Raw genomic sequence first — 15,458 nt, 5'->3', positions numbered from 1 at the left:
ATAGAGGAGGATCTCACATGCGAGAAGGAATTACAAGTGAAAAATTAAGTGACATTTCAACAGTGATAAAAGATTTTAAATACGACAAAAGTAACAGAGTCTTTAGTGATTTTTCGGCCGCTCCAATTACAGACAGAAAAATTAAAATTTCGACATACGGGCAATTATCTGCACAAGGTAAAAACTGTAGGCTTCTTATTCGTTTGAACAACGATACTGCAAATTACAAGAGTTATTTTAACTGGGGTGGTAATGGAGCAGGTGAAGGGGATTGGGATACTACAGGGTTTTATGTAGGACGCAACAAAGATGGTAATGATTGTACATTTTCGCTTGAGTATACACTTACTATAAACTCAGATTCACTCAAGATTCTCGGAAGTGGAATGGCTAATTTCGTTGATGATAATAGGGTATTCGGATGTGAGAGTCACGGGTATTTTAATACCCCTATACGTTCACTCACTAGTATTGAATTAATATTTTTAGATAATGGTATAGCTAGTTGGGCAACTAAAATCTATAGCCTATAGTTACCATTTGATTAAATACCCGTCAGGCAAAGGCCCGGCGGGTTATTTTATGTATGCTCTGAATTCAGATCGCTCCCTAACGAACTGAGCGCCAACTATCTTGATGGACTGCGGTGTATAACCTTCGACTATACCGCCGTAATCCATTAAATGTCCTATCGGGCCCGGATCGGGCAGAAGCCAGACGGACACTTTGCTTTGGGCCAAGGCTGCCGTCAAGAATTCTGTATCGCTTTCCAAGACCTTACTTGTATGTAGTCCAAATTATCCACCTAAAAATAATATACGACTACTATTCTTTTTCATTTAAAAGTCTCAGACCATGAAAGTCATCCGCATCAAACACCATTTTACCAAAAGATTGGAATTCAATTACCATTTTATCTTGATCATAAGTTATGATAATTCCTTTTCCATATAAGTTATGTTCGATCTTCCTTCCTGATAATCTGTCATCCATGACTAAAGCATTAAGAAGGTTAGGATCTAAAAAAAGAGTTTTCTGTTCTGGATCTTTTGGAAGAGATTTTCTTATTGAAAGAGAAGAGTTGTTGACCTGCAGTTTTAGAGACTTTATTTCATCTAAAATGATTGAGGTTTCCATACTAACCTCGTGTTTTTCCGGAACTTTTGCAGCTTTAATTCCTAATAATGAAATTAGAGACCGACTATCGCTGTCATCTTTGTGTTTTTCAGTGTCATTTAAAGCATTTGCTAATTTAGAAACGGCATTTGTGACAGCATCAATTCGCAATGTATGCTCATAAGGTACATCTCTTAAATGCTGTGTGTCGAATACTCTTGAAGTTAGATCGTCCTTAATTAAAACCACAGGTAAATCAAAAGCCTGCCTTATTCCAAGCTCATACATAACATTTGGGTTTCTTGAACTCAGATCACATATTGCCATATCAGCTTCAACGATACGTTTTAAAATATCTAGAATTATCGTATTGGAATGAATCGTATCGTCAGCGCGATAAGGAGAAAACCCCGCTTTTTCACAGGCTGGTTTTATTATGTATGTATAAACTCTGTCAAAATGACCTTGCGGTTAATCCGGATTATCCGCTATTGGCATTATGACAAAACAAGTCTTTAATATAGATTGCTTTGACTCATCAACACTCTGATTTTCTGGTAGCTTGATAGACATACGGCTCCTCCTTAATATACCCACCATTGAATGGGTAATTTGAATCAAAGGTACTATTGGGATAATTATCCTAATCATGTATTTAAGAGAGTAACACTTTCACTTCATTCTGTAAACGACAAAAAGCCCACCAGCCGAAGCAAGTGGGCAATTATTATTCCTTCGTCCGCACTGTCGCTTTATAAGCAAGGCACGCCTTCTCAACGGCCGCCCGGATCTCCTCTGGCGCAGCCTTGATGCCCCGCTCCTCTAATTGGTCCGAAGCATATACTAGCGCCTGCTGCAGCTTATCCTCGCCGCCTAACTCCTTGTAGACAGTCTGCGCATAAGCGAAGCCCTCGGAAGCAATCTTATGCAGCAATTCCCGCTGCGACACTGACAACCGCGCATCGAAAAAGGAATCTGCCTTTTCCTGTAGCAGTACTATCGTCCGCAGTATTACCGTAGCGAGAATGCCCACAATAGCCAACACAACGGCCGTGATGTACGGTTGGGCCTGATCAATTACAGTTTGCATATTTTACTCTCCTATTCTGTCGGCATACCCGCAGCGCGCCGCAGGTGGTTTGCCATGTTATTGTAGAAAGCCATTGCCGTCTTGTCATCCTTAACCTTTGCCGCCTGCCAGCCGGGGGATAACCACCGGAACACCAACTCTTGGACGTTGCTCTTCGGCAGCTGAGTGAATGGTGCTGCAGACCCCGGCTGTAACGGTATTCGGGCTGCCAGGCGCAGGTTAATGGCGAGGTTGTGCAAGTGCAGGTTGCCTACCGAATCGCCAGCCTTCCGGGCAGCAAACCACGCCGGGGATACATAATCCTCAATGAGTGCCTGCGCTACACTGGCCGGCAGCTGCACGGCAGTCGGTGCCACGATGACCACCGGCTCCTCCTGCATTTCCTTGACCACATCGTAGAGTAGGTCCTTCAGTGTCTTCCCGATGGTAGCCAGCGCCTGGTCAACATCGCTCTTGCGTGTCGGGTCCAGCTGCTTATGGCTAGGGATGTGTGTCAGCGGGTTAAGCTTCCACTTGGCACAGCAGTAAGCCAGATACCATACGTAGCGCTTGTACGCCTCAAGGGTATTAATCTTACCGCCGTAGCACAGCTCCACGCCCAGGGCGATATCATTGGCATCGTCGCCGGATTTAGCATTGTCGGTGGTCACGTTATACAGCACATGCCAGGCCTTTTCGGCCGGATCCGTTCCGGTGCCGGTGGGGATGATCTCCAGGACGCGCTTATCGTCCACAAAGACCTGAGCGGAAGCCGATCGGTTCACCAGCGTCTGAAAATACTCAAAATGTTTATCCTCTGTTGCCCCGGGATTGCCGGTATCATGGGCAACTAAAAAGCCCGGCGTACCCGTTACTAACCGGGTGCCGGGCCGAACATTGGAACGCTTGTTGATATAGCGCCGCTCGATTGGGTATTTATTTTTGATCATCGTCTTCCGGATCCTCCCTTCCTTTTACCGCTGGGCCGTTCTAAGAACAGCCCCAAATCTCTGCCCTGCACCAGAATGGCCAGAGCTGCCAGTGTAACTGTCGTGCCGATCACTCCGATGGTCCAGCCCCAGTCCTGCAGCAGACGGAAGTAGTAACCGCTCCAGCCCTCAATCCTACCGAAACGGATCACGAATCCTATTAGCCGCTCCAATGCATAGGCCGTGAACATCAGCATGCCGAGCACTAGTCAGATACCGACAACGCCCTCACGGTACTTCTTGCGGAAATAGATGTGCATGGAGCCGTAATATAAATGATGCAGATCAGCGATAACGCATAGCAGATGAGTGTAATGTTGTCGTTAGCGCGCATAGTTCTCCCCCTCTTTCGTACTGTGATCGTAAATAAAAGCGCCGGCGAAGCCATTGGACCGGACGACTTCCTTGTGTCGTTCATCCAGGTCCTCATATCGCCGGATCGCCCACTTCACTTCCTGTTCCTTCTCTTCTAATTCCGCCTCTTTCTTTTTGATGGCGGGTATCTTTCTGAGCAGTTCGAACAAACTAACTCGCGGCATGTTACCCACCTCCGTCCTGGTCGCCTGGATTCAAACGATCTCCAGGCTTCATTTTCTCCATAACATCACTACTCCGATTTAGAGCAGCCACGGCGGATATGGCCTTCTCGATTGCGTCATCCCGCTGCTTCTCCGCCTTCTCCAGCGACTTCCCTGGCACCAACTTACCAATAACCAACCACCTACCTACAATGACCAACAGCAACGCTTCCCCGAGCGCAAACAACCAGCCAATACCATATTGGTCCGCCAACGACAGGGCGTCTTTTAAGCTAGGCAAATCCATCCTCCCGCCCCTCTCTCTACATGGAAATAGCCCGCGGATCGGCTCCGAGGGCAAAAAATAGCACGCTCCTCTGCAGGGCGTGCCGCTATTCAACCGGTGACTCCAAATCTGCTTCCACTTACCTGGCTGCTGCCTTCTTGCGGGCTTCGTCCAGCGCCGCCAGTGCTTCACCGATCTGCATGTCGATCTGCTGAAGCAGCTCATGCTGCCGGCCGGGATGGGAGTTGATGAGCAGCAGTACAACTGCCACCGCTTCCTGCACTGGATTGCTCGGGTTCACCGAGATGTCGAGATTTAATACTTTGGCCAGAGGGATCACCTCCTTTCGAGGGAATAAAAAAGAGCCCTCGGAAAAGGACTCATTGTGAATCTGAATCTTTTATCCAACCGCTACCTGGAATGTAGTGCTGAGTATGACCAGTAATTACATTAACTTTCACTGGATACATGCTGCCGTCTCGCTCAAATTCTAAGTAACGATAAGGTGTAGGGTAAATCAGTATGCTAAAGGCGAATAACAGCAAAAGGACTCCAGCAACCCAGACGATAGGTTTGTTCATGGCGTTGAGGGTTCATCAAGTAGCGTCTTAAGCCTGACAAGTTCTTCTTCATTAAAAGTTATGATCTCTTGCTTTGCTTTGATCATTTCATCAATTTTTGCCAAAGCATCAAGCTGCTGCTGTTCTGTCGGGTAATCAGCCGGATACATTTTGACTTTTTCTTTGGAGTCTTCCAAACCTTTAATTGCTCCTTGAGCGCTCTCAATTTCACTCTCAGCAGCCCGGATTTTATATTCAATAAATTCTCTTGAATCGGATTTGTCTGTGGATGTTCCGTTTGAAATAGTTGAATCCGAAGCTATCGTTTGATTGTCACTCATGATAATCTTTTTCCCCTCCACAGTCAGATTTGTCCCCACTGCTTCAGCAACTGCACGAACTGGAGCATAAGCCGAACCATTAATGATAATAGCATCACCAATCTTCGTTCCATTTGCTTTCTGTACCGTGAACAGCCCTTGAACTTTTGCACCGATTAATGGAGAACTTGCGGCTGCAAATCCAATCGACCCACCAAGCATAAGCGCAGAAGTCATAATAACAAAAATCTTCTTTTTCAATATTTCAACCTCCTGAATATAGTAATAACCCAAGTATATCCAAGAGGCTTATAAGATGGTAGGTTTTTTAAGAAACTGTGAATGAGCCTCCCCAGTTCACTGCACCAGCAATACCATGATTATGGGTTCCAAGGTTAACCGTGTGCGAAATGACTAGCGCTTGCTTTCTCCGCTAAGGCGGACCAAATAGAATCAAGCTCAGCACGTAATCCGCTAACGAAATTAATACCGAAACCGGAAACACTATAGGCAGAAGCGAATTTCATTTGCCCTTGAAAAAATATAGTGTTTGTCATAGCAGATAAGAACAGATCGTTATCTCCAGCAGATCGTACTTCAAACAGACCATCACCACCATTAATTACGCCACTACGAGTACCATTTGATTGATCAAATGTAAGTGCACTCATATTATATCCAGCATCCTGATAGATTCCGATGCGCCTGGTACCACTTGCATCATAAGTCCTCCATCCGGTTTCATCAACCTCGAACCTTGCTCCTGCAGCAGCAGTCCTGATCAGCGCCCCCGTCACTGTACCGGCGATAATATCAGAATAGGTCATCGTGGCTTTCTTCAATCAGTCCTGTCAGCGTAATAGATCTCGCCACAACATTCCCAGCCATATCCACTCGGAACGGAGCACTCGCCCAATCCGCATGCCCAGCGCTGATGCCGCTAGGATTGATCTTGGTGATGTTGTTACCCTCGCCGATCTCCATCCTGACAAAGTTACCCAGCACCCCGGCAATCACTTCAGCAGCAATGCCCCGTCCAGTGATGGCCGTTCGTGCTGTGGCCCCGCCGTCCTCCGTAATAATGAGTCCATGTGAAGTCAGGATCATCTGCACGTTCGGATGATCCACCTCCTGCAGCACAATGCCGCGGCTGTCGTAAATAATCTCACTCTTGGAAGCATTAATGTCGATGACGGCCTGCTTCGCAAATTCCTCGAACGCAGCTGCCCGCACCCGGCCGCCGGACAGGAGGTCATTTAGGATCTGCTTGCTGCGTTCCAGGTCCGCCAGCACCTGCGTATCATCCCGCATCTGGTAATTGGAGAGCGTCGCCTGAGAGTGTTTATCCATAGAGAACGGATACTCTGTCAGCTCCATCACCCGGCAGCTGACGCGCTGCAGTTCCATTTCAGGATCGTAGGCATAAACGGTGTCGCCCAGCCGAGGCTGCTGCTCGTCAGGGTCAATCTTGTAGATGTCAGCCGCACTGACGCCGATCTCGAACTCTGGCATTTCCTTCTTCCGCAGGGCCTCCCGGGTAGCTATCAGCAGTTCTTCCGGATCCTCGATGTTCTGGTCAATCAGCTCGCCGTCGTAGAAGGTATTGACGTTATTGGTCCAGTACTGAGCATATGGCGAGATCAGGTAATTGACGGCCAACTTGTTGTCAACAATGGCACCGGGAACGGATTGCAGCAGGCTGCGTTCCTCAGTCGTCAGGAAGTCGGCGGAGAGGCCGATGAATGTGCGGCCGTCTTTCATCTGGCTGAACATCCTGGTGACCAGGTTCGAAGCATCATCCTTGAAGGAGTCGCTGATGATGTTCTTCTTCAGCCGGTATTCGAAACCATCATCGATGCCGATGCGCTTGTGTAGGTGAATGACGAAGTTATCCGGATCAATTTCGCAGCCATACAGATTGACGGAATCCTGCAGTGCAGCCAGCGCCGTAGTCACTCCCCAGTCCTTCACGTCCCTGAGGTCGAAGGTATCATGTGTAACAAAGGAATACACACCACCTGTGGCCGCGCTGATCTTATCCAGCAGCACGCTAATGTGAATACCGTAGGCTTCATCAATGTAATCGGAGTACGGCATTTTGAAGTCGATCATCTTGAACATGATATGAGTGCAGATGACCTGGGCACTGATAACCTTGTTGCTGCGATCCCGGGCGCGGCTCTGCACAACATAAAATTGGCCACGCTCGTCTTGAACGTGGCCTTTAGGTATAATCAACTCTTTATAATCAGCGCTGGTCATCGGAACTGTGAAGGTTATCTCGTAATCGCTGTTCAGACGGCGACGGCGCTGGACGTCGGTGGATGCGACCAACAGACCGGTTGGAGAGCGGTTGCGATCAAATGAACGAAGATGATTCAACTCCAATTTAAATTCCTCCTTCATCATTTTCAATAAAAATACCCTCCAGGTATCACCTGAAGGATAAATCAGAAAAAACACTATCTATAATGTCATTTTCATCTTATTGGATTGAATTTTAGTGGAAACATATTTCCTTCTTATCATTTTTGAAAAGGGTTTTTCAATTCCTTCGAAAGACGCGATTGATAATGCAATTGTTATAAAAACAAAGATCAGAAATGCTACTCTTGAAGAATAATTTGTATTTAGTTGATATACATCATCTAGTGTTTTAAATATTAATTGGACTGGGAAATGCCACAAATAGATAGAATATGATATATCCCCTAAATATGATAATGGTCTTATTGATAAAAATTTATACAACACAGAGATATTCAAAGAGAAAATAATAATTAAAGGATACACCAAGACTGTATAAACTAACTGCCAATATTCTGTTTGATGTCCGATAGTCACCAAGTACCATATTGTCGCTAGCAAGATTGCACCGGAGACTAATAAAGCAGAAACTTTACTCTTTTGATTTTTTATAAATATATTCACTTCATAGGTTATACAACCTATGAAAAAGCCTATTAAAACTCGCCCTACCTTTTCGTTTATAAATAGATAATCCATCTTATTTAAGAGTATAATAAATCCAAATATTATGCATGTTACATAGATATAAAAAAACATATGATTCTTACGGTTCAATATATATTTAGCGATTATAAAAAACAAGATATATGCAACGATTTCGCTTGACACAGACCAAGTCGGTGCATTAAAAGACCACCCCTTTTCAAACCCCTCGCCTTGTATAAATAAAGCATTCAAAATGAAATGGTAAAGATCATTATTCTGATAAATAAAAAAACCCTTATCAAGATGCACTCGCACTATTTGAAAGACTAAGACTACCATCAATGTTAAAAAATGAAGAGGATACAGTCTACTCATTCTAAAAATTGCATATTCTTTAAATTTAACTGTACCATTAACTATTTTTTCTTTATAAACAAAGGAGAATATAAAACCTGACAACACAAAAAAGAAATCTACCAAATTCCATCCATAGTGATAAAACCAATACCCTTTATTGCTAAAAGGAAATCCATTCTGAGGTTGGAAGTGTTGATAATGCCAAAAAAAAGCTACTCCAATTGCCGCAATTCCCCTTAGAGAATCTAATGGTGTCAATCGATTACTATTCATTTTTTCCCCTCATGATACAGATTTATGTTTAGAACTAGATTATATATTGAATGTCTCTCATTTAAAACCATAAATCCGATCACTAATCAAAAGGACTTTCTATGAATTTGTATTCTTTTCTCTTTTTTAGAGTGGCGCTCCAGTCTCATCGTATCCAAGAGTAGCAAGTCTAGCCTTTACACTAGCTTGAGAGCCAACAGGAACTTGGGCAATTGTGATATCTCTATAAATAATGAGCGATGCCATAACAATAATCATTTTCATCCCCCTTTTCCAGAACTTAATAAGATCCATAATAAAAGGCGGAAGAGGACATATGCCAACATCATCCGCCTAACAACTTCGAGTATATTTCAAAAAGCGCATTTTTGTTTTCGCGATCCTTGTCTTCAATTAAGGCTTTCAAAGCTTCATTTTCTGCTTGGAGTTTCTCGAACTCTGTCGGCTCGGGTGTATGGTCTATTTCATACTGTCGCCATAGTGTAGTCATCTCTGCATCTGTTCGTTCAATTATTTCATCCCCCTTTACATACCATCGGGGTATAACCTTGTTATACCATAAGTATAAGTTAAAGTGGCGCCCGCCATCTTGAGCGACCAGTAAGTCGCCTTCATGCGGCTGCTCAAACGCATCAGAAAAAGCGTGGATCACGTTGCTGTCTGCGTCCACGCGGATATAGTGTCTATACATATCTTCACTCCTTACAGTTCAGCATCTGCTGTAAAATGAAATGCTCTTGACCTGTCTATGGTCGTAGGTGACTCGATGTTAAACCCATACTCACCCGCAAATTAATGGCTCCGTCAGTGGCTTCGATAGATCCAACATAATACCTTGCTGTACTCCCAGTTCCTCCGGGATTAGTTGAAAATGGTGAATATGTGTATATTGTTGGCGTAATTCTTTTTCGGACTTTAAAATTTACATTAATTGTTTGCGACGCCGAAACATTTGCTCCAAATATAATGACTCCTGCTGAGTTATTAGTTTGTGGTTGTATATCCATTGCATAACTTTTTTCGTAGTATCGCTGACACAACGCTAGTTCATCACAAATGGATCGCGGTTGAAAAGGGAGGCCTACGTCTCCAGTATTCACTTGCAACTTTGCAATATCGATTGTACCAGTTCCAACAAAAGTTTCGGTCCCAGTCGTCCTACGGTTGCTGCTACTCCAGAACCCCACAATGTCAAAAACCGCACTTGCATTCTGTCTTCCATTCCTGTTCCAAATGTTTTTCCAACAAGAGTATTGGTTGTGAATGTAAAACTGTACTGTGTCCATGTTGATGTCAGCACCCAGTTCGATCCATTTATAATCTCCGCAGATGACGCACCACTGAAATTATAAACTGATTAAGACGCACTCCAATTTTCTTGGAGGCAATCGAGCTTCTTGCCCAGAAACTAACAGTAATTTTTTTCCCTAATCCACATAAAAGACGCACACCATTTTCAATTTGTTGTTGCAGATAATAAACATCATTGGCTCCAAAGCCGCTACCAGCCCCATTGACAGCAATTCTGTAATAATTAGAGGCTCCATTTATATCTCCTGGAGTAACACTTTGCCTACTGTGTGTAATGGATGTCGGCAGAGTTCCGGTTACCGAATCTACCACTTGGAATCTATCTGCAGTATACTATACGTATAAGCATTTGCACTTATATTCTGAAGACCCTTCCCATCTTCCCCATACACAACGTGCACACTTCGCTGGCTGATTAGGATGCTCTTTAACCAACGGAGGCCGGATACTATTCTGTTTTCTCGCCATGATGACCATCCTTTCGTGAATACAATTTAACCCAATCATACAAATCACTTTGGGATAATGAACTGGAACGAAGCGCAGCTGCTAATTCCCGCTTCCACTCTTCAGAACCGAACTCATAAAACCTTGCTGCTATCTCCACCAGAATCACCCTTTCGGAATAATAAAAAAAGCCGCCCAATAATGAGCGACTTCGGAATATGTATTCAATTCAATCCTGCAATGAGCCTGGTCTATAGAGCGGCGTCCGCTAAGCGTCCGCAGCAAATGCGCTGCGCTCTTTGCTTAAATCTTTATCTCCATAGTTACAGAGGAGAACAACACCATTTTACTGACCTGGAGAAATCGGAGTCAAAGCCGCCGCAGCTAATCACAGCAGATATGCTCATGGAAATCTCATTCTCTCTCCCCATTGCTCACTCTTTCGGCAAATGCTGCCGGGAGTATTTCCGGACGGATCCATCTTGAAACTCAGCTTCTATAACCTTGAGCCCCGAAGTAACTTTATCTGTGCTGATGACCCGGGCAGGCTCATGCACGATGTTGCCATTTACCCAATATCCGAATTCCCAAATGTTCCCGACTTCCACGATAAGCACCTCCAGTTATACCGGCTTATATTTCAGCTTCAGCTCAGCCATTAATGCCTTGACTTCCGCCTGATCCCGTTCGATCCTCTCCTGAAGTGCATCACGCTTAACAGGATCTTTCAGAGCATTGAAACGTTCCCGCAGCTTACCGATGGAACGCTGCTTCTCACGAACATTTGTATCCGTGTAGAACGACGGGTACTCTGTCTGGCAGTACGGGCAGATGAAGTAAATCTCTTCGGCGGCATCCTCCAGCCGACGCTGCTGCAAGTCTATATGAAATCCACCCTTGCAATTATCGTAGTGGACAGCCATTCCTTCCATTATTGAACCCCTCCTGATGTTTTATTTTGATTCATCATTGATTCGAGAACGAGAATATCCCGCACTCACTCAGGCGGCCGGCAGCCTCCACGATCCAATCTTTAACCGTTGTGGTCACGGTTCTAGGGGACAAGGGTAACAAGATCGGAGTAAAAGAAAAAGCGAGAGGAGGTACGCATCGGTTAATGCTGCATTGCTGCAGCCGTGCGTGTCACTCTCGCCTGATTTCCACATTACCAATATACTATGTCTAAAACCTAATGAACGGCCATTGTGCGGTCAAATATCGGCCAAAAGACGGTCAAGATATTAACGAAAACCTAAGTGATTTAATTGCTCTACAATATCTATTTTGAGCCTGTTAATTTGTATCAATTCATATGCAAAAATAAGTAAATAATTCGAGGTCATACTTATAGTACTATTTAATTCATCTCGTTCAGTTCCTATGCTTAACAAATTATTATTTTTATCTCGATAACTCGAAAACATAGAACTTTCACCATGAACCATTTGGCTATTAATTTTATAATTGACTATATACTCTTGCTCTAAGTAGAAGTCAGGCATTTCTTTCTGGAGTCTTCCAGTCATATCAACTTGTCTTGCTCTTTGATCTAGGGAAGGGTATTTAGCCCAATGATATTTATTTCCGTGTTTATAAAACTGACTTTTAAAATTCTTAGCTCTATTTATTAAAGGTTCCGTTGGGCCATGAAAAAGTAACGTTTCGTTAAATTTATTACCTTTTTTGATCATATAATCTTTAAAATCGTTCCATCTATTAAACAATGACTCATTTGTAATTGCCTCATAATCCATCCAACTATCCCTTTCGTTCTGGGATTTATTTATTTCTTTACACAGCCATAAATAAGAAAAATCTATTAAATTCTCTAACATAGAACGCACTAAAATTGAACTTGAAACTCCGAACCCTTTTATAATCAGATGATAAATACTTTCACCTAAATGATACTCATGAGCAAGGAAATAACGACTTATATAAATCAATTTATCTGATTTATATTTTTTGTGATTTTCATTCACCTCATAGATCATTAGGTCATAGATAAAAAGAATATAAATCATTCTTTGTAATAGCTTTGCGTCCGCGTTCGCCACACCTTCTATTTTTTCAATTTCTTCTTTCCATGATTCTGAAAGGTCAACAGGATATTTAATCAATAAACTTCCCCCTAAAAAGCAGTTTCTCATTTCCTTATCTAATTATGATCGATTAACACTTCTAATCCAAGTGCGCACGCTAAAACATATATTGCTCTTGATTTTATCCTTCGGTACTTCCGATCGCTCATCCCCAGCTCCCCGCACAGTATCGAATCATACTCATCCTCATACTCCGGATATCGCAGTTGTATAATCTCCCGCTCCGACTTCTTAAGCCTTTCCATGGCCATGTCCAGTAATTTAGATTGCTGCTCCAACTCAGCCCCTCTGTCCGTGTTCCATATCGCTATATTCTCCGTCGTCCGGCTGATCGCATTCGTTGATCCGTGATACCGCGGTTCCGGACTCGCTGTTAATGCTGCCTGGCGCCGTACGAATCCAATCTGCCGATACAAACGGATCGTTTCTAGATGTTCTTCCACCCGGCGTCGGGTTTCCTTCTCGTCGATCGGGAGGATGTCAGAAGCCAGTTGGATTGCTAATTTGTCGCTTTTCCCCATTATAATTCCCTCACTCGTGGTATAATTCGAATGAAGGTACACGATTGGACCCCCGCCCCGGCCAAGGATATGGGGGTCTTTTGCTATTCATAAAAATGGAGGTAATTCGATGTTTAGTAACAACAGAAGGAGCATGCGTGCGTACATTATGCTCAATCCCAATATCACTGATGATCAATTAATGAGAATAAAGATTGATTACGAAGCAACGTTGGAAGAGTTGAAACTATCTGGTGTGTTGTTATCGGCGATAACAATAATTTTAACCATAGTGGGCATTATCGTTAATAAAACTTATACAGGCACAGGAAAATTATTTTTTTTGTTTCTTCTATTCTTTGCCGCATGTATATATTTTCTCTTTACTAAAAAAAATAGAGTGGTGTCCAATCTAGTGAACGACATAAAGACTATTGAATATGAAATTCAAATGCGTAAAGAAAAACAGGCAATACATAAAAGTCATATGGAGCAAATTTCAATTATCAGAGATAGGAGATTAAGAGAAAAATATAAAAAATAATATTATCTACTATTGGATATCTTTGTCCAGATCCACAAGCTCTGCTACCCTTTGGTCGGGACCGACTCCGGCAGCTGCTTAACATGCGTCAGTTCCCAGCATAACGGCCATCATCATACCAGCCTAAAGCCTGTTCCTTTTTGCTGACCGGGTCCTCTCGCATCGCATTACCACCGTCTTTTTCAAGCACTACATCCCCGCGTATGCAGCGGCTGACCTCCCAGCACTCCTCAAGACTTGCGACAGCCACAACCGTCCCGGTCGGCAGATTTCAGCAGTATATCCGTGCCGGACGAGTGCTGCACTGATCTCTGGCTCCTCGCACGCTTCCCGGTCTACATTTTCCCGGCGTGAATCGCCAACTCGCCGCGGTGCTTTGTTGCCCAACTGCGCGTTTCAAACCGTTTCTCTCTGAGGGCGATCAGTGTCGCCCACGGCTGTATGATGGTTATTGCCTTCATGCTCATACTGGTTATGCCTCCCCTTAATAGCCCGCGAATTCGGGCATTTCATCCAGTTTGTATTGCGGCATTGTTTCGATCCTAAGCTTATAATCTTCGAAGAACGTGTATTCTCCGTCATGCCAATCGTTTACGCCGAATCCGTTTACAATTAACTGGTCGGCAGCCTGCAGTTCGTCCTCCGTTGGTTTGTTGTTGTCGGTCATTTGGTCGCGCAGATCCCACAGCATTTCTTGTATGGATTCCTCAGCGGTTGTAACCGTTGGCCCTTGGCCTGCGGGAATGACTATCGTAAACGTCTTAACCTTTGTCGTATTTGCCATGCTTATCAGCTCCTTTATAGGGGAGAGGGTGGCTAACCCTCTCCGTTATTCGCTAGAACCTACGAATTGCGGAAACTCCGTCTCCCATTCCAAAAGTTCCTGCAGCGTCATCTTTCCGTCTTCTTCCCAATCCATTGCTTTGTCCATTGGTAAATCGACGACTTTGTAATCCTGCCACTCTTCATCGGGGATATTGACCTGAGATCGATACCAGACGGTCAATTCTTCGTTAGTGCCGTATCCTGCTACAATGTCCGCTCTGTCTGGCCCAATGGCTACAGCATGGAGATCACCATACTGAATCCGCTTTGCTTCCGGGTCAGACTCGCAAAAATCCCCAGGTTCCTCGCCGGCCTTCCGTGCATCATGTAACGAATCAAGGACTCTGCCGATGTATTCGTCCGATACGGTATGCAGCACCGGTTTTGCACCGCTCTCCAGCAACTTCTTGGCCTGCTCCAGTGTGATAACCTCGCCATTGTGATTGATGTACTGCCCTGGACGTAAATTGTTGATATGGACTGTTTCCATCGCTCGTTCTCTCCTTAAAGTGGACTTAATTAATCCAAATATCTTTGAATATAGGCATATGCCGTGATCACCATAGGTTGTAGTCCATAGACTGTTGTCGAGATATTATTTGAGGAGGCTACTCATGGAAACAAATTATCAATCGCTCGCCTGGAACAATGTGAATAAATATGTTGGCATGACTACAAATGACGGTCAGACTCATGACGGGTTTATCGCTCATATTGATCAGGACTACGTTACACTTGCTATACCCTCAAACGAAATGATGAACGGAATGCCTGCTAACGCATCAACTTACAGACAATTTGGATACTATCCAGGCTTCTATCCTCGCCGCCGCTTTTATCCGCGACGTATACCATTTGGTGCCATTACCGCTTTGTACTTGCTTCCATTTTTTATTTAATTCAAATCACTGGTGGGAGGGGCGCTATCTGTTCCCTCCCTGGGACTAAAATAACTTCTCCTATTTGCTCGCCGTTGGCATCTGAGTAATCAATGGACACCAGCGCTTTGCTGTTTTTATAACCAGCGGGCTGCTGTAGTCCATATTGCCAAATCCAACGAAAGTATTGTCCGTTGCCTTATTTGCGTCCGGATGTTCGCAAAAGTATTTCTTACGACCTAGGCGATTCTGTTGCGTCTGCACCCTGCCGTGCTGCTTGCAGAAGTTACAATTTTTACACTGCGCTTTCATGACTTCCACTCCCTTGACCGCCATTTATAACCCGGATAGTCTCTTTCAAAAATGAATTTCCGGAGCTGTTCGTCAGTCTGCTTCTCAATTCCCTCA

General features: G+C 44.1%; 26 protein-coding genes. 3 read left to right on the top strand and 23 right to left on the bottom strand.

Annotated elements, in window-relative coordinates:
- Nucleotides 1–17: 17 nt before the first annotated feature.
- Nucleotides 18–533: a hypothetical protein gene (locus NYE33_RS21945; RefSeq protein ID WP_341067509.1), complete on the top strand. Its 516-nt coding sequence runs from the start codon at nt 18–20 to the stop codon at nt 531–533.
- Between the two features lie 292 nt (nt 534–825).
- Here the strand turns inward: NYE33_RS21945 and NYE33_RS21940 are convergent, their stop codons facing one another.
- The 18 genes from NYE33_RS21940 to NYE33_RS21855 form a co-directional block, all read right to left on the bottom strand.
- Entirely contained in the window at nt 826–1,404 is a 579-nt protein-coding gene (locus NYE33_RS21940) for a hypothetical protein (RefSeq protein WP_341067507.1), read from the bottom strand.
- Between the two features lie 439 nt (nt 1,405–1,843).
- A complete protein-coding gene (locus NYE33_RS21935; RefSeq protein WP_341067504.1) occupies nt 1,844–2,206 on the bottom strand; it encodes a phage holin, LLH family in 363 nt (120 codons plus the stop codon).
- Between the two features lie 11 nt (nt 2,207–2,217).
- Nucleotides 2,218–3,135: a peptidoglycan recognition protein family protein gene (locus tag NYE33_RS21930; protein ID WP_341067503.1), complete on the bottom strand. Its 918-nt coding sequence runs from the start codon at nt 3,133–3,135 to the stop codon at nt 2,218–2,220.
- A complete protein-coding gene (locus NYE33_RS21925; protein ID WP_341067501.1) occupies nt 3,132–3,371 on the bottom strand; it encodes a hypothetical protein in 240 nt (79 codons plus the stop codon). Before NYE33_RS21925 ends, NYE33_RS21930 begins: the two co-directional genes overlap by 4 nt.
- A 126-nt stretch (nt 3,372–3,497) precedes the next feature.
- The gene (locus tag NYE33_RS21920; protein WP_042215744.1) at nt 3,498–3,713 is read right to left on the bottom strand and encodes a hypothetical protein; all 216 of its coding nucleotides are present in this window, start codon (nt 3,711–3,713) and stop codon (nt 3,498–3,500) included.
- A gap of 1 nt (nt 3,714) precedes the next feature.
- Nucleotides 3,715–3,999, bottom strand: coding sequence for a hypothetical protein (locus tag NYE33_RS21915; RefSeq protein WP_341067498.1), 285 nt, complete (start codon nt 3,997–3,999; stop codon nt 3,715–3,717).
- Nucleotides 4,000–4,117: 118 nt separating this feature from the next.
- A complete protein-coding gene (locus NYE33_RS21910) occupies nt 4,118–4,279 on the bottom strand; it encodes a hypothetical protein (protein ID WP_341067496.1) in 162 nt (53 codons plus the stop codon).
- A 276-nt stretch (nt 4,280–4,555) separates the two neighbouring features.
- Nucleotides 4,556–5,119, bottom strand: coding sequence for a hypothetical protein (locus NYE33_RS21905; RefSeq protein WP_341067495.1), 564 nt, complete (start codon nt 5,117–5,119; stop codon nt 4,556–4,558).
- A 134-nt stretch (nt 5,120–5,253) separates the two neighbouring features.
- The gene (locus NYE33_RS21900; RefSeq protein WP_256703779.1) at nt 5,254–5,700 is read right to left on the bottom strand and encodes a hypothetical protein; all 447 of its coding nucleotides are present in this window, start codon (nt 5,698–5,700) and stop codon (nt 5,254–5,256) included.
- Complete coding sequence (locus NYE33_RS21895; RefSeq protein ID WP_341067492.1) at nt 5,672–7,246, bottom strand: prophage endopeptidase tail family protein; 1,575 nt, start codon at nt 7,244–7,246, stop codon at nt 5,672–5,674. The genes NYE33_RS21900 and NYE33_RS21895 overlap by 29 nt, the downstream gene beginning before the upstream one ends.
- 78 nt (nt 7,247–7,324) lie before the next feature.
- Entirely contained in the window at nt 7,325–8,443 is a 1,119-nt protein-coding gene (locus tag NYE33_RS21890; RefSeq protein WP_076243078.1) for an acyltransferase family protein, read from the bottom strand.
- Nucleotides 8,444–8,569: 126 nt separating this feature from the next.
- Nucleotides 8,570–8,737: a hypothetical protein gene (locus NYE33_RS21885; RefSeq protein ID WP_179093456.1), complete on the bottom strand. Its 168-nt coding sequence runs from the start codon at nt 8,735–8,737 to the stop codon at nt 8,570–8,572.
- A gap of 31 nt (nt 8,738–8,768) precedes the next feature.
- On the bottom strand, nt 8,769–9,134 hold the full coding sequence (locus NYE33_RS21880) for a hypothetical protein (protein ID WP_076243077.1): 366 nt from the start codon (nt 9,132–9,134) through the stop codon (nt 8,769–8,771).
- Nucleotides 9,135–9,757: 623 nt separating this feature from the next.
- A complete protein-coding gene (locus NYE33_RS21875; protein WP_144026011.1) occupies nt 9,758–10,066 on the bottom strand; it encodes a hypothetical protein in 309 nt (102 codons plus the stop codon).
- 569 nt (nt 10,067–10,635) lie between these two features.
- Entirely contained in the window at nt 10,636–10,809 is a 174-nt protein-coding gene (locus NYE33_RS21870) for a hypothetical protein (protein ID WP_341067488.1), read from the bottom strand.
- A gap of 15 nt (nt 10,810–10,824) precedes the next feature.
- Nucleotides 10,825–11,133 carry a hypothetical protein gene (locus NYE33_RS21865; RefSeq protein WP_076243076.1) on the bottom strand — a complete coding sequence of 103 codons (309 nt, stop codon included), beginning with the start codon at nt 11,131–11,133 and terminating at the stop codon, nt 10,825–10,827.
- Nucleotides 11,134–11,442: 309 nt separating this feature from the next.
- The gene (locus NYE33_RS21860; RefSeq protein WP_076243075.1) at nt 11,443–12,321 is read right to left on the bottom strand and encodes a DUF5677 domain-containing protein; all 879 of its coding nucleotides are present in this window, start codon (nt 12,319–12,321) and stop codon (nt 11,443–11,445) included.
- A gap of 38 nt (nt 12,322–12,359) precedes the next feature.
- Complete coding sequence (locus NYE33_RS21855) at nt 12,360–12,824, bottom strand: ArpU family phage packaging/lysis transcriptional regulator (protein WP_341067485.1); 465 nt, start codon at nt 12,822–12,824, stop codon at nt 12,360–12,362.
- Nucleotides 12,825–12,933: 109 nt separating this feature from the next.
- Between NYE33_RS21855 and NYE33_RS21850 the strand changes: the two genes are divergently transcribed.
- Nucleotides 12,934–13,347: a hypothetical protein gene (locus tag NYE33_RS21850; protein WP_076243073.1), complete on the top strand. Its 414-nt coding sequence runs from the start codon at nt 12,934–12,936 to the stop codon at nt 13,345–13,347.
- Nucleotides 13,348–13,435: 88 nt separating this feature from the next.
- Here the strand turns inward: NYE33_RS21850 and NYE33_RS21845 are convergent, their stop codons facing one another.
- From NYE33_RS21845 to NYE33_RS21830, 4 genes are all read right to left on the bottom strand, one after another.
- The gene (locus tag NYE33_RS21845) at nt 13,436–13,597 is read right to left on the bottom strand and encodes a hypothetical protein (protein WP_341067482.1); all 162 of its coding nucleotides are present in this window, start codon (nt 13,595–13,597) and stop codon (nt 13,436–13,438) included.
- Nucleotides 13,598–13,682: 85 nt separating this feature from the next.
- On the bottom strand, nt 13,683–13,814 hold the full coding sequence (locus NYE33_RS21840) for an ASCH domain-containing protein (protein ID WP_305954187.1): 132 nt from the start codon (nt 13,812–13,814) through the stop codon (nt 13,683–13,685).
- Nucleotides 13,815–13,831: 17 nt separating this feature from the next.
- A complete protein-coding gene (locus tag NYE33_RS21835) occupies nt 13,832–14,131 on the bottom strand; it encodes a hypothetical protein (RefSeq protein ID WP_076243072.1) in 300 nt (99 codons plus the stop codon).
- A 45-nt stretch (nt 14,132–14,176) separates the two neighbouring features.
- A complete protein-coding gene (locus NYE33_RS21830) occupies nt 14,177–14,662 on the bottom strand; it encodes a hypothetical protein (RefSeq protein WP_076243071.1) in 486 nt (161 codons plus the stop codon).
- 124 nt (nt 14,663–14,786) lie between these two features.
- Here NYE33_RS21830 and NYE33_RS21825 point away from each other — a divergent pair, with 124 nt between their 5' ends.
- The gene (locus tag NYE33_RS21825; RefSeq protein ID WP_076243070.1) at nt 14,787–15,071 is read left to right on the top strand and encodes a phosphatidylinositol kinase; all 285 of its coding nucleotides are present in this window, start codon (nt 14,787–14,789) and stop codon (nt 15,069–15,071) included.
- A gap of 60 nt (nt 15,072–15,131) precedes the next feature.
- Here NYE33_RS21825 and NYE33_RS21820 read toward each other — a convergent pair whose 3' ends face one another.
- A complete protein-coding gene (locus NYE33_RS21820; protein ID WP_256703777.1) occupies nt 15,132–15,386 on the bottom strand; it encodes a hypothetical protein in 255 nt (84 codons plus the stop codon).
- Nucleotides 15,387–15,458: the final 72 nt, after the last annotated feature.

The sequence above is a fragment of the Paenibacillus sp. FSL R10-2199 genome, assembly GCF_038000235.1.
GTDB lineage: Bacteria > Bacillota > Bacilli > Paenibacillales > Paenibacillaceae > Paenibacillus_AQ > Paenibacillus_AQ phytohabitans.
Note: the sequence above shows the minus strand (reverse complement) of the source record. Positions and strands in the feature narration are given on the sequence as shown.

Bases quoted from the DNA above. Each gene is read 5' to 3' on its own strand.
- NYE33_RS21855 (WP_341067485.1), bottom strand. From the start codon at position 12,824: ATGGGGAAAAGCGACAAATTAGCAATCCAACTGGCTTCTGACATCCTC.
- NYE33_RS21850 (WP_076243073.1), top strand. From the start codon at position 12,934: ATGTTTAGTAACAACAGAAGGAGCATGCGTGCGTACATTATGCTCAAT.
- NYE33_RS21945 (WP_341067509.1), top strand. From the start codon at position 18: ATGCGAGAAGGAATTACAAGTGAAAAATTAAGTGACATTTCAACAGTG.
- NYE33_RS21935 (WP_341067504.1), bottom strand. From the start codon at position 2,206: ATGCAAACTGTAATTGATCAGGCCCAACCGTACATCACGGCCGTTGTG.
- NYE33_RS21885 (WP_179093456.1), bottom strand. From the start codon at position 8,737: ATGGATCTTATTAAGTTCTGGAAAAGGGGGATGAAAATGATTATTGTT.
- NYE33_RS21865 (WP_076243076.1), bottom strand. From the start codon at position 11,133: ATGGAAGGAATGGCTGTCCACTACGATAATTGCAAGGGTGGATTTCAT.
- NYE33_RS21915 (WP_341067498.1), bottom strand. From the start codon at position 3,999: ATGGATTTGCCTAGCTTAAAAGACGCCCTGTCGTTGGCGGACCAATAT.
- NYE33_RS21920 (WP_042215744.1), bottom strand. From the start codon at position 3,713: ATGCCGCGAGTTAGTTTGTTCGAACTGCTCAGAAAGATACCCGCCATC.
- NYE33_RS21820 (WP_256703777.1), bottom strand. From the start codon at position 15,386: ATGGCGGTCAAGGGAGTGGAAGTCATGAAAGCGCAGTGTAAAAATTGT.
- NYE33_RS21835 (WP_076243072.1), bottom strand. From the start codon at position 14,131: ATGGCAAATACGACAAAGGTTAAGACGTTTACGATAGTCATTCCCGCA.
- NYE33_RS21825 (WP_076243070.1), top strand. From the start codon at position 14,787: ATGGAAACAAATTATCAATCGCTCGCCTGGAACAATGTGAATAAATAT.
- NYE33_RS21890 (WP_076243078.1), bottom strand. From the start codon at position 8,443: ATGAATAGTAATCGATTGACACCATTAGATTCTCTAAGGGGAATTGCG.
- NYE33_RS21940 (WP_341067507.1), bottom strand. From the start codon at position 1,404: ATGTATGAGCTTGGAATAAGGCAGGCTTTTGATTTACCTGTGGTTTTA.
- NYE33_RS21840 (WP_305954187.1), bottom strand. From the start codon at position 13,814: ATGAGCATGAAGGCAATAACCATCATACAGCCGTGGGCGACACTGATC.
- NYE33_RS21830 (WP_076243071.1), bottom strand. From the start codon at position 14,662: ATGGAAACAGTCCATATCAACAATTTACGTCCAGGGCAGTACATCAAT.
- NYE33_RS21925 (WP_341067501.1), bottom strand. From the start codon at position 3,371: ATGCTGATGTTCACGGCCTATGCATTGGAGCGGCTAATAGGATTCGTG.
- NYE33_RS21930 (WP_341067503.1), bottom strand. From the start codon at position 3,135: ATGATCAAAAATAAATACCCAATCGAGCGGCGCTATATCAACAAGCGT.
- NYE33_RS21880 (WP_076243077.1), bottom strand. From the start codon at position 9,134: ATGTATAGACACTATATCCGCGTGGACGCAGACAGCAACGTGATCCAC.